This is a genomic window from Herbiconiux sp. A18JL235, assembly GCF_040939305.1.
In the GTDB taxonomy this organism is placed as follows: Bacteria; Actinomycetota; Actinomycetes; order Actinomycetales; family Microbacteriaceae; genus Herbiconiux.
Genome location: NZ_CP162511.1, coordinates 691,707 through 704,508, shown reverse-complemented (window position 1 = coordinate 704,508; position 12,802 = coordinate 691,707). Strand labels below are relative to the sequence as shown.

Genomic DNA, 12,802 nt, shown 5'->3' with positions numbered 1-12,802 from the left:
GGACGACCGCGAGATGAGATTCATCGTCGGCTACACCGACACCCCCGCCGGGCGCGACGCCCTCGCCCTGGGGGTGCGTCTCGCCCGGGCCACGGGTGCCCGTCTCGACCTCGTGCTGGTGCTCTCGAGCGAGGAGCGGGCGACGATCGTGCCGGCCGACCCCGGCTACGAGCGCTACGTCAGGGAGACGGCCGAGGGCTGGCTCGCCGAGGCGCTCGGCACGGTGCCGGGCGACGTGCGGGCGGCCTCGCACGTCGTCTACGCCGAGTCGTTCGCCGACGGTGTGCTCGACGCGGCCCGCGTGCTCGACGCGCGGCTCATCGTGGTGGGCGCTGCGCGCGGCGGCATCCTCGGGCGGTTCACCCTCGGCAGCGCCGCGAACGCGCTGCTGCACGCGGCGACCGTGCCGGTGGCCCTGGCCCCCGTCGGCTGCCGCGACGCCACGGGCGACGCGCCGCTCACCCGCATCACCTGTGCGGTCGGCACGCGGCCCGGCGCCGAGGCGCTGCTCGACTCCGCCATCGGGGCGGCGCGCGCAGCCCATCTGCCGCTGCGCCTGATCTCGCTGGTCGCCCTCGACCAGCCCGTCGACTCCCACCACCACGACGCGCTCGTGCGCGCCGCCGCCCATGCCAGGTCGGTGCTCGAGCGGGCTGCATCCGATCTGCCCGACGACGTCGAGGTGACCTCGGAGGTCGTCACCGGGAACCGGGTCGAAGACGCCGTCAGCGGCCTCGACTGGGAGCCCACCGAGATCGCCCTGGTGGGCTCGAGCCGGCTGGCGCAGCCCCGGCAGCTGTTCCTCGGTTCGACCGCGGCGAAGATGCTGCGCGAACTGCCCGTCCCGCTCGTCGTCGTTCCCCGCGACGCGGCAGTCACCATCGGAGACGCCTCATGACCCCTCCCGAGACCAGCGCCCCCGTCACGGCGGCCACCGCAGCCCTGTCGAAGAAGGGCCTCGGCGCCGGGACGGTGGGCCTCATCGGCGCCATCGTCATCGGCATCTCCTGCATCGCCCCGGCCTACACCCTCACCGGCGCGCTCGGCCCCACCGTCGCCGAGGTCGGCACGCACGTGCCCGCCATCTTCCTCGTCGGCTTCATCCCGATGCTCCTCGTGGCCTTCGGCTACCGCGAGCTCAACAGCCGCATGCCCGACTCGGGCACCTCGTTCACCTGGGCGACGCGAGCCTTCGGGCCGTGGATCGGCTGGATGGCGGGCTGGGGCCTCATCGCCGCCACCATCGTGGTGCTGTCGAACCTCGCCGGCATCGCCGTCGACTTCTTCTACCTGATGCTGTCGCAGATCTTCCAGAACCCCGGCATCGCCGAACTCACCACGAATCCGTTCATCAACGTGGTCACCTGCCTGGCGTTCATGCTCGGCGCGACCCTCATCTCGTACCGCGACATGCAGACCACGCAGAAGCTGCAGTACGTGCTGGTGGGCTTCCAGTTGCTCGTCATGGTGTTCTTCGGCATCGTCGCGTTCATCCATGTCGCCGCGGGCGACGCCTTCGACGCCCTGCCCATCTCGCTCGACTGGTTCAACCCCTTCGCCGTTGGCTCGTTCAGCGCCTTCGCCGCGGGGCTCTCGCTGTCGATCTTCATCTTCTGGGGGTGGGACGTCACGCTCACCATGAGCGAGGAGACCAAGGGCTCCTCGTCGACCCCGGGCAAGGCCGCCACCGCCACGGTGATCATCATCGTCGTGCTCTACCTCTTCCTCACCGTCGCGCTCATCAACTACGCGGGCGTCGGCGAGGGCGAGTACGGGCTCGGCAACCCCGACATCCAGGGCAACGTGTTCTTCTCGCTGGCCGGGCCCATCCTCGGGCCGCTCGCCATCCTGGTGTCGATCGCGGTGCTGTCGTCGTCGGCGGCGTCGCTGCAGTCGACCTTCGTCTCCCCCGCCCGAACGCTCCTCGCCATGGGGCACTACGGCGCGCTGTCGCCGAAGTTCTCGAAGGTGCACCCGCGGTTCTTCACCCCGGGCTACGCCACCATCGTGTCGAGCGTCGTCGCTTCCGTGTTCTACACCGTCATGCGGTTCATCTCCGAAGATGTGCTGTGGGACACCATCACCACGCTCGGCATGCTCATCTGCTTCTACTACGGGCTCACCGCGTTCGCGTGCGTCTGGTACTTCCGCAAGCAGTGGTTCGCCAGCGCGCGCAACGCGTTCTTCCAGTTCTTCGCGCCACTGGTCGGCGGGCTCATCCTGGCGGTGCTGTTCGTCACGACGCTCATCGAGAGCGCCAACCCCGACTACGGCAGCGGCTCGAACATCGGCGGCGTCGGCCTCGTGTTCATCCTGGGCATGATCATCATCGTCGCCGGCATCGTCATCATGCTGGTGCAGGCGAAGCTTCGGCCCGACTTCTTCCGCAACAAGACGCTCGCCCGCGGCATCGCCGGCGACGCCAACGAAGCGGATGCGGCGCTGCCGGAGTAGAGCGCCGCACCGTCGTCACTCGGAGATCTTCGAGACCACCTCGCGGGCGATGAAGTCGAGGTGGTCGAGGTCGCCCAGGTCGAGGATCTGCAGGTAGACGCGCTCGGCGCCCTGCTCGCGCAGCGCACCGATCTTGTCGACGACCTCGGATGCGGTGCCGGCCAGCCCGTTCATCCGCAGCTCCTCGGGCTCACGGCCCACGGCAGCGGCGCGACGCGCGAACTCCGCCTCGTCGGCACCCACGACGGCCACGAGCGCGGCCGAGTAGACCATGTCGTCGGGGTCGCGGCCCATCTCGTCGCAGGCGCGGCGCACGTTCTCGAACAGCTCGGGGAGGGTGCCGGGGTCGGGGAACGGGGCGTTGAACTCGGTGGCGTAGCGGGCCGCCAGCAGCGGGGTGCGCTTCGCGCCCTTGCCGCCCACGATGACGGGCAGCGGCGACTGCACCGGCTTCGGCAGGGCCGGCGAGTTCTCCAGCGCGTAGTGCTCGCCGGTGTAGGAGTAGGTCTCACCGCGCTCGGTCGTCCAGAGCCCGGTGACGATCTCGAGCTGCTCCTCGAGCAGGTCGAAGCGCTTGGGCGGGAAGGGGATGCCGTAGGCCTTGTGCTCGGCCTCGAACCAGCCGGTGCCGAGCCCCAGCTCGGCGCGGCCGCCCGACATCTGGTCGACCTGCGCCACCTGGATGGCGAGGATGCCCGGGTAGCGGTAGGTGACCGAGGAGACCAGGGTGCCGAGGCGGATGCGCTCGGTCTCGCGGGCCAGGCCGGCCAGCGTCGTCCAGGCGTCGGTGGGGCCGTAGCCCGGGTCGCCCTCACCCATGCGCAGGTAGTGGTCAGAGCGGAAGAAGGCGTCGAAACCGAGCTCCTCGGTGGCCTTCGCGACAGCGAGGAGTTCGTCGTAGCTGGCGCCCTGCTGGGGCTCGGTGAAGATGCGGAAGTCCATGGTTCAAGGCTAGTGCGGGAACAGCCGTGTCGGAGGGGATGGTTAGCTTGTGGCATGGCTATGAGCGTGACGGAGGGTACGGCTGGCGATTGGTGGAAGGGGGCGGTGGTCTATCAGATCTATCCGCGGAGCTTCCAGGACTCGAACGGGGATGGTGTCGGCGATCTGCGGGGCATCCTGCAGCGGCTCGACCACCTCGAGCGGCTCGGCGTCGACGTGGTCTGGCTCTCGCCCATCTACCGCTCGCCCCAGGCCGACAACGGCTACGACATCAGCGACTACCAGGACATCGACCCCGTGTTCGGCACCCTCGCCGACTTCGACGAGCTGCTCGACGAGGTGCACCGCCGCGGCATGAAGCTGGTCATGGACCTGGTGGTCAACCACAGCTCCGACGAGCATCCGTGGTTCGTGGAGTCGCGCTCGGCCACCGACAGCCCGAAGCGCGACTGGTACTGGTGGCGGAAGGCTCGCGAGGGCTTCGAGCCGGGCACGCCCGGCGCCGAGCCGAACAACTGGGAGTCGTTCTTCTCGGGCTCGGTGTGGCAGTTCGACGAGGCCAGCGGCGAGTACTACCTGCACCTGTTCGACCGCAAGCAGCCCGACCTCAACTGGGAGAACCCCGAGGTGCGGCACGCCGTCTACGCGATGATGCGCTGGTGGCTCGACCGGGGCGTCGACGGGTTCAGGATGGACGTGATCAACCTCATCTCGAAGGTGCTGACGCTCCCCGACGCCGAGCCGCTGCCCGGCCGCACGCTCGCGAACGGCGCCGCGCACTACACCTCGGGGCCGCGGCTGCACGAGTTCCTGCAGGAGATGCACCGCGAGGTGTTCGCAGGGCGCGACGGGCTCATCACCGTGGGCGAGACGCCCGGGGTGAGCACCGAGGAGGCCGTGCTGTTCACCGACCCCGCTCGCGGCGAGGTCGACATGGTGTTCCAGTTCGAGCACGTCGGGCTCGACCACGGGCCGGCCACGAAGTTCCGGCCGCGGCGGCTGGAGCCCGGCGAGCTCGCTGCGAACCTCACCCGGTGGCAGGATGCGCTGGCCGAGACCGGCTGGAACAGCCTCTACCTCGAGAACCACGACCAGGCCCGTTCGGTGTCGCGCTTCGGCGACGACGGCGAGCACTGGCGCGCCTCGGCGACGGCGCTCGCCACCATGCTGCACCTGCAGCGCGGCACTCCCTACGTCTACCAGGGCCAGGAGATCGGCATGACGAACACGCCGTTCGCCTCCATCGACGACTTCCGCGACGTCGAGTCGCTGAACCACTACGCCGACGACCTCGACTCGGGGTCGAGCCCCGCCGAGGCCCTCCTCGGCCTGGCGTCGATGAGCCGCGACAACGCCCGCACCCCGGTGCAGTGGGACGGGTCGGAGCAGGCGGGCTTCACCTCGGGCACGCCGTGGATCGCCGTCAACCCGAACAGCTCCCGCATCTCGGTCGCGGCGCAGGACGGGGATGCCCACTCGGTGCTCGCCCACTACCGGGCGCTGATCGCGCTGCGGCACGAGCATCCGGTGGTCGCGACGGGCTCGTTCACGCGTGTCGACGCAGGAGACGACGCGGTGTTCGCGTTCGAGCGGGCCGGGGCCGACTCCGGCGACGGCGAGCGGATGCTCGTGGTCGCCAACCTGTCGTCCGACGAACGCGTTCCCTCGTTCACCGCAGCGGTGTTCGAGCGGTGGGAAGACGCAGAGGTGCTGCTCACCAACCTCCCCGGCTCGGAGGGCTCGCCCGACGCGGCCGCACCACTGGCCCCCTGGGAGGCGAAGGTCTACCTGGCCCGCGACTGAGGCTCGGGGAGACTTGTGTTCTCGCGCTAGCGTCGCGGGGCGCGGGGGCCGCGGGGGCCGGTGGCGCGGAGGGCGCCGGTGAGGCCGGCGGCGGCGAAGACGAGGGTGGCGATGAGCACGACGCCGATGGCGAGGGTCCAGTTGCCGGAGGCGTCGTGCACGGCGCCGATGAGGGTGGGGGCGGTGGCGCCCAGGGCGTAGCCGGTGCCCTGCACCATGGCCGAGAGCCGGCGGGCGTGGGTGCCCGTGAACGAGAGCTGCACCACCAGCATGAAGACCACGGTGATGCCGCCGCCCTGGGCGACGCCGCCGAGGAAGCCCCAGGCGAGCCAGCCCTCCGGCGCGAACATGAGCCCGAGCGGAAAGGTCACCCAGAGTGCCGCCACGAGCGCGAAGGTGGGCGGGATGCCGATGCGCTGAGCGAGCAGCGGCACGCCCAGCGCGCCGATCACCGCAGCGATCTGGAAGATGGAGGAGCTGGCTCCCGCATCCGTCGCCGAGTAGCCGAGCTGCTGTTCGAGCACGGTGGGGAACCAGGCGGTGAGCCCGTAGTACGAGAACGCCTGGCCGGCGAAGGCGAGCGCGAGCAGCACCGCCGAGAGGTTGCGCCAGGTGCGCGGCTCGGGGGCGGCGAGCGGGATGCCCCTGGTGTCGATGGCGATGGTGTCGACGGCGCCCGTCTCGACGGCGGGCTTCACCGGGCCCCAGCGCAGCGCCTTGCGGCCCACCGCCACGAACCAGGCGATGGCGGCGAGCACGACGAAGCCCGTCCACGCGAGCAGGGCGCCGCGCCAGCCGAAGGCAGCGGCGAGCGGCACCGTGGCCAGCGAGGTGATCATCGAGCTCACGTTCATGGCCGCCGTGTAGGCGCCGGTGACGATGCCGACGCGCTGCTCGGGCACGTCGCGGCGGATGATGACCGGGATGACCACGTTGCCGATGGTGATGAAGGCGCCCATGATGACGGTGCCGACGAAGGTGGCCTCCACTCCCCCGGCCGAGCGCACGATCGAGCCGATGCCCACACCGAGGATGGCGATCGTGGTGGAGAGGTTCGCGCCGGCCTTGCCGATGAACAGCGACGCGAACGGCGTCATGACGGCGAAGCAGAGCACCGGGAGGCTCGTGAGGAGACCGGCCTGAGCAGCGTTCAGGCCGAGGTCGGCGCTGATCGAGCCGGTGACGGGGGCCACCGCGACGATCGGGCCGCGCAGGATGAAACCGACGAACACCACGCCCAGCACCAGGGTGACGGGCAGGGCCGCGCGGAAGGCTCGGTTCATCGGAGGGTCTCGGTTCCCGGTCGCCGCCCCGCACCGCCGACGGCTGACCGTCATCGGTGGGGAGCGGGCTGGTGCTCCTCCATGGTACGCGCGGGCCGGGTACCCGGGGCGCGCCGGCGCCGCCGGGTGTCGCGGAGCGCGAGCAGCATTGGCGCGCCTCCGCCGGGCTACGCCGTGGCGGGCGCCACAGGCACCACCCATCCGATCTCCACCGGGCGCCGGCGCCTGGCCAGCGCGGCGACGGAGAGCGCGACGCTGACGACGAGCATCACCGCCATCACGAGGCACGCGGTCACGACGGTGCCCGCCTGCCCGCCGGTGAGGATGGTCTGGATGCCCGAGACGGCGTAGCTCAGCGGGCTGATGGCGTTCACCGCCTGGAAGGGGCCGGAGAGCAGCTCCACCGGGTAGAGCCCTCCTGTCGCGGCGAGCTGCAGCGCGAGCAGCACCACCGAGATCACCGAGCCGAGCCGACCGAACGCGGTGCTGAGGAACTGCTGGAACGCGGTGAACGCCAGCGCCACGAGCAGCGAGAACCCGAGGGTCGCGGGGAGCGAGCTCCAGGCCACACCGAGCACGAGGTGCAGGAAGGCCACCAGCAGCCCGGCCTGAACCGCGGCGACGCCGGCCGCGCGACCGAAGGTGCGGAGCGCGAGTCGCGCCGTGGGTGCGCTCGAGGCGAGCACGGCCCGCGAGAGCGGCCGCAGCCAGAGGAAGACGGCGAGCGCGCCGAGCCAGAGCGCGACGGGCAGGAGGATCGTCGACACGATCTGCCCCACGCCCGACACCTCGTTGAGGGTGGTGGTGTCGACCGACAGCGGCTGAGCCACCACGTCGGCGGCGTCGGCCGTGTCGCTCGGCACCGTGCCGGTGAGCTGCTCGGCACCCGTGGTGAGCCCGTCGGAGAGCTGCTGCGCCCCGTCGCCGAGCTGCGAGGCCCCGTCGGAGAGCTGCTCGGCGCCCGGCACCGTCTGCGCCACACCGTCGGCCAGCTGCGACACCCCGTCGGCCAACGCCGTCGCCCCCGGCGCCGTCTGCTCGAGCCCCGACGCCAACTGCGACACCCCGTCGGCCAACGCCGTCGCCCCCGGCGCCGTCTGCGCCAGCCCCCCGGCCAGCTGATTGACACCATCTGCCAACTGCTGGGCACCTGGTGCCGTCTGCGCCAGCCCCCCAGCGACCTGACCCGCGCCATCGGCGAGCTGCTGCGCACCCGGTGCGAGCTGCGCGAGCCCGTCCGCGAGGTTCGCGGCACCGTCGGAGAGGCCGGCCGCTCCATCGGTGAGAGAGGAACCCCCGGCGGCGAGCGCATCAGCCCCCGCCGCGGTCTGCGCGATGCCCGATTCGAGATCGGGCAGCCCGGCTGCGCCCTGGGACAGGGCTGCACCGCCGTCGGAGAGATCGTTGAGTCCGCCGGAAAGCTGCGCAAGCCCTTCGACGACGTAGGCGGGCACAGTCGGATCGGCGGCAGCAGCGGCTGCGAGGGCGGAGGCGCCATTCGCCGACTGCGTGACGCCCGCGGTGTAGTCCGCGACGCCGGTCGAGAGCTGCCCCAGCCCGGTCGTGCTGGTCGCGAGCTGGTCGAGCCCGGCAGCCAGCTGCGAGACCCCATCGGTGTACTGGCTCACACCCGTGCGGAATTGCTCGACCCCGCCCGCCAAGGCGGTGGCGCCCGTCGAGACCTGGTCGACACCATCGGCGAGCTGCGCGGTGCCGGCGGCGGTCTGGGAGGCGCCGGACGAGAGCCGACCCAAGCCGTCCGCCAGCTGCGTCGCGCCGGGCGCGGTCTGCGCCGCGCCGTCGGAGAGCTGGGTGAGGCCGTCGGCGAGTTGGGTGGCGCCGGGGGCGGCTGCGGACGCGCCGTCGGCGAGCTGGCCGAGGCCGTCGGCGAGCTGCGTGGCACCGGGGGCCGCGGCGGAGGCGCCGTCGGCGAGCTTGCCGAGGCCGTCGGCGAGCTGGGAGGAGCCGTCGGCGAGGCCGTCGGCGCCGGTGGCGAGCTGGGCGGCCCCGTCGGCGGCGTCGGTGAGGCTCGTGCCGACCTTGTCGAAGCCGGTGTAGATGCCGTTCACCACCTGCGCGGTGACGAACGACCCGAAGTTCGCCTGCACCGCCGAGGCCACCGTCGACGCGACGATCCCGGAGAGGTAGCCGTGCGACGCATCCGTCTCGATCTGGATGAGACCCTTCTCAGGGCTCGTGCTGCCCAGGGTGTTGACCGACGCCGAGAAGCTCGGCGGGATGGTCATAACGGCGTAGTAGCGGCCGTCGGCGAGGCCCGCCTGGGCGTCGTCGGAGTTGGTGACGGTCCAGCCGAAGCCGGAGTCGCCGCCGGTGAGCTCGGTGACGACGGCGCGGCCGGCGAAGTTCACCGTCTCGGTGCCGTCGGCGTTGGTGGTGCGGGTCATCTCGTCGTTGTTCACGATCGCCGCCGGGATGGTGGTGAGATTCGTGTCGGCGTTCGCGAGCGCACCCGCGAACAGGCCGTTCACGGCGAGCGGCGTGAACACCACGGCCAGCAGGGCGAGCACTGCCAGCACGATCTTGGTGCGCCGCCGCATGCGGGGCGTGGGGGTGGAGGTCGAGGCGCTCATCGGAGGGCTCCTTCAGAAGCGGCGGATGCGGAAGTAGCGGATTCGGAGGTAGCGGATGCGGAAGCCGCGGCGGAGGCGTCGAGGTCGATCACCACGAGCGGCCTGCCCCCGAGCGTGTCGGCGGCCCCGGCACTCACCCGGTCGAGCCCGATCACGACGGTGGTGTCGAGTCCCGCGACAGCGGCGACCGCCGCCGCGAAGCCGAGTGTCGACGTGCTCGTGAACTCGCCGTCACCGGCGTCGGCCACGGTCACCCGCGCGCCGTCGGCGACACCCATCGCCACGTTCAGCAGCGTGGCTGCGAGCGGCGAGAGCTCGCCGATCGTGCGGTGGATGTCGATCTGCTCCTCGTCGTCGAACGCGTCGAGCGCGAGGTTGATGCGGCCCACGAGCCCCGACGCAGTGCGCGCCGGCACCCGCCTGAACCACGGCTTCGCGAGCCGCAACCGTTCGAGCAGCGCGTCGCCCACCGTGGTGCTGGCGTCGAGGCGGCGCGACTCGAGGTCGACCAGGGTCACGGCGCCCGCGACATCCGCCGCCTCCGACGGCAACCCGTGCCCGAGCACCTGCAGGTGCCCGCCGGCCGGCGCGATGCGCCCGGCGAGCGCCGCACCCACGAGCCGGCGCGACTGCGTGTCGCCCACGAGCACCGCGGCGGCACCGAACGGCAGCGAGAACGACACCGGGCCGACGGCCCCCGCGACCTCGAGCCGCTCCGCCGTCACGACATCGCCCTCGCGGTCGGCGGCCCAGTCGCGCTCCTCGATGTGGTCGCGCAGGCTCTCGCCCTCCACGTCGACGTTCGGCAGCACCTTGTCGAGCCAGCGCGGCAGGTACCAGGCGCGCCGACCGAGCAGCGTCATCACCGCGGGCACCAGGGTCATGCGCACCAGGAAGGCGTCGACCGCCACACCCACGGCGAGCGCGAGCGCGATGGCCTTGATCGGCCCTTCCCCCTCGGGCACGAAGGCGAAGAACACGAAGAACATGATGAGTGCGGCAGCGGTGACCACGCGAGCACCGTGCTGGAAACCGATGCGCACGGCCCGCCGCGCATCCTTCGTCTTGACGTACTCCTCGCGCATGCCCGAGACGAGGAAGACCTCGTAGTCCATCGCGAGCCCGAACAGGATCGCCATGAGCAGGATGGGCAGGAAGCTGATGATCGGCCCGGTCGCGTGCACGTTCAGCAGGTCGGCGGCCCACCCCCACTGGAACACGGCGACCGTCACACCGAAGGAGGCTCCGATGGTGAGCACGAAGCCGAGCGCCGCCTTGATGGGCACCGCGATCGAGCGGAACACCATCGCCAGCAGCACGATCGACAGGCCCACCACGAGCACGCCGAAGGGCAGCAGCGCCGCGGTCAGCTGGTTCGAGACGTCGATCGCCACGGCCGTCTGGCCGCTCACGGTGAACGGGGTGCCGTATTCCTCGTCGATCGTCGGGCTCAGCTCGCGGAGCCGCTCCACGAGAGCCTTCGTCTCGGGCGAGTCGGGGGCGGTGGTGGGGATGACCTGGAAGATCGCGGTGTCGAGGGTCTCGTCGGGAAGGCCGGGGCCCACGGTGGCCACGCCGGGAACCGTCTCGAGCTCCTTGCGGATGCTGTCGAGGTCGTTCAGCACGTCGGTGGTCTGGGTGATGTCGGCGACCACCACCACCGTGCCGTTGTACCCGGGCCCGAACTTCTCGGCGACCGTGTCGTAGGCGACGCGGGTGGTCGACCCCTCCGGCTGCGACGCGGCCGTGGGCAGATTGAGGTCGAGGCTGAACGCCGGGATGCTCGCCACACCCAGCAGGCCGATCACGGCGATGAGGAAGACGACGGGCGCCTTCATGACGAGCGCGACCCAGCGGCCGCCGAGTGACGGCTTGTGCGCCTTCGAACCCTCCTCGTCGGCCTCGTGCTCGGTGGCGGCGAGAAGCCGCCGGTGAGCGCGGGAACCGGGCTTCGGCGCGAGCCGCCCCTTCGCCACGCCCATGATGGCGGGCAGCATCGTGAGCGCCACGAGTACAGCCACCAGCACCGCGAACGCGGCGCCGACGCCCATGACGGAGAGGAACGGGATGCCCACCACGAGCAGGCCCAGCAGCGCGATGATGACGGTGAGGCCGGCGAAGAGCACCGCGGCACCCGCGGTCGCGACCGATTGCGCTGCCGACTCCTCCGCATCCATTCCCTGAGCCAACTGGCTCCGGTGCCTCGACAGGATGAACAGGGCGTAGTCGATGCCGACCGCGAGGCCGATCATGACGGCGAGCATCGGCGCAGTGCTCGACACCGGGGTGAAGAACGCCACCGCCATGATGCCGCCCGTCGACAGACCCACGCCGAGGAGGGCCGTGAGCAGCGGGAGGCCCGCCGCGAGCAGGGAGCCGAAGGTGATGAACAGCACGACACCGGCGAACAGCACACCGACGGCCTCGGTGATGGTGAGGCCGAACTCCTGACTCTGGAAGGCCTCGCCGCCGTAGGAGACCTGCATGCCGTCGGCGGTGAGGCTGTTGCCGATCTCTTGCACCTGGTCGAGCGTGGCGTCGGTGATGTCGGTGGCGGGCCCGTCGAACTGCACCTTGATGAGGCCGGTGGTGCCGTCTTCGGAGATCTGGTTGGTGGCGTACTCGGAGTAGGGCGGGATGACGCTCGCCACCTGATCGAGGTCGCCGAGCTCGTTCGAGACGTCGGTGATCTCCTGGGTGACGTCGGCGTCGTTCACCGAGGCGCCCTCGGGGGCGACGACCACCACCGTGGCACCGGCTCCCGCCGCGGCCGGGAAGAGGTTCTCGAGCTTGTCGATGGTCTGCTGCGACTCGGTGCCCGGGATGGTGAAGCTCTCCTGGAACTGCCCTCCGAGCGCGAGCCCGCCGCCGAGGATTGCCCCCAGCGCGAACACCCAGGCGATGACGACGTACCAGGCTCTGCGGTAGGCGAACCGGCCGATGCGGTAGAGCAGGGTGGCCATGGGAAGCTCCTCGGTGTTCGGGTGTTCGGGTGTTCGGGTGTCGTCGGGTGTTCGGTGTCGCGGATGCTCGGTCGTGCGGATGTGCGGTCGTGCGGGTGCTCGGATGCGGGGTGTCAGCCCGACAGCGGCGTGATGAGTTCGCCGACGACGTCGATGAGGGCTTCCCTGACCTCGTCGACGTCTTCGGCGGCCGTGAGGCCGGGGCTCGAGGCCACCAGGATGTAGGCGGCGCCGGCGAGGGCGACGCCGAGACGGATGCGCTGCTTGGTGGTGGGCAGACCGAGCATGAACGACTCCCCGATGCGGTCGATGACGCCGCGCGCCTCGTCGATGATCGGGACGTCGGAAAGGGTCTGCCCCTGGTTGATGATGATGTGCGCGGCGAGGCGGTGCGCGAGCAGCAGGTCGACGAAGTTCGCTGTGAACTCGGCCCTGCGATCGCCCGAGGTGACCTTCTCGACGAGCGACTCGAGGAACCCGGCGAGCTCGGCGACGGAGGGTGCGAGCGCCGCCTCGAACAGCGCCTCCTTCGAGCGGAAGTGGTAGAGCACGCTCGACTTCGAGTAACCCGCCGCGTCGGCGATCTGTTGCAGGCTCGTGCCGGCGTAACCGTGCTCGGCGAACATGCTCAGGGCGATCTGCCGCAGCTCCGCTGCGACGTCGTGCTGCGCGCGCGGGATCGGGTGGGTGACGGACACGATTCGAGGGTAGCCTGACCGATCGGTCAGCGCCTGCACGATCGGTCAGATTCCGAGCAGCCCCCCAG

The 12,802-nt window shown here is 71.0% G+C and carries 8 protein-coding genes; 3 read left to right on the top strand and 5 right to left on the bottom strand.

The genetic code is table 11. The features are described from left to right. Positions 1–13 precede the first annotated feature (13 nt). A complete protein-coding gene (locus ABFY20_RS03205) occupies positions 14–898 on the top strand; it encodes a universal stress protein (protein WP_368498510.1) in 885 nt (294 codons plus the stop codon). Next, on the top strand, positions 895–2,454 hold the full coding sequence (locus ABFY20_RS03200) for an APC family permease (protein ID WP_368498509.1): 1,560 nt from the start codon (positions 895–897) through the stop codon (positions 2,452–2,454). The genes ABFY20_RS03205 and ABFY20_RS03200 overlap by 4 nt, the downstream gene beginning before the upstream one ends. A gap of 15 nt (positions 2,455–2,469) precedes the next feature. Here the strand turns inward: ABFY20_RS03200 and ABFY20_RS03195 are convergent, their stop codons facing one another. Continuing rightward, positions 2,470–3,396 carry an LLM class F420-dependent oxidoreductase gene (locus ABFY20_RS03195; RefSeq protein WP_368498508.1) on the bottom strand — a complete coding sequence of 309 codons (927 nt, stop codon included), beginning with the start codon at positions 3,394–3,396 and terminating at the stop codon, positions 2,470–2,472. Positions 3,397–3,456: 60 nt separating this feature from the next. Between ABFY20_RS03195 and ABFY20_RS03190 the strand changes: the two genes are divergently transcribed. Next, positions 3,457–5,199 (top strand): alpha-glucosidase, encoded by a 1,743-nt coding sequence (locus ABFY20_RS03190; RefSeq protein WP_368499857.1) that lies wholly within the window; start codon positions 3,457–3,459, stop codon positions 5,197–5,199. A gap of 26 nt (positions 5,200–5,225) precedes the next feature. Here ABFY20_RS03190 and ABFY20_RS03185 read toward each other — a convergent pair whose 3' ends face one another. From ABFY20_RS03185 to ABFY20_RS03170, 4 genes are all read right to left on the bottom strand, one after another. Further along, complete coding sequence (locus tag ABFY20_RS03185; protein ID WP_368498507.1) at positions 5,226–6,482, bottom strand: CynX/NimT family MFS transporter; 1,257 nt, start codon at positions 6,480–6,482, stop codon at positions 5,226–5,228. A gap of 167 nt (positions 6,483–6,649) precedes the next feature. Continuing rightward, the gene (locus ABFY20_RS03180; RefSeq protein WP_368498506.1) at positions 6,650–9,073 is read right to left on the bottom strand and encodes a YhgE/Pip family protein; all 2,424 of its coding nucleotides are present in this window, start codon (positions 9,071–9,073) and stop codon (positions 6,650–6,652) included. After that, a complete protein-coding gene (locus ABFY20_RS03175) occupies positions 9,070–12,036 on the bottom strand; it encodes an MMPL family transporter (protein WP_368498505.1) in 2,967 nt (988 codons plus the stop codon). The genes ABFY20_RS03180 and ABFY20_RS03175 overlap by 4 nt, the downstream gene beginning before the upstream one ends. 113 nt (positions 12,037–12,149) lie before the next feature. Continuing rightward, positions 12,150–12,734, bottom strand: coding sequence for a TetR/AcrR family transcriptional regulator (locus ABFY20_RS03170; RefSeq protein WP_368498504.1), 585 nt, complete (start codon positions 12,732–12,734; stop codon positions 12,150–12,152). Positions 12,735–12,802: the final 68 nt, after the last annotated feature.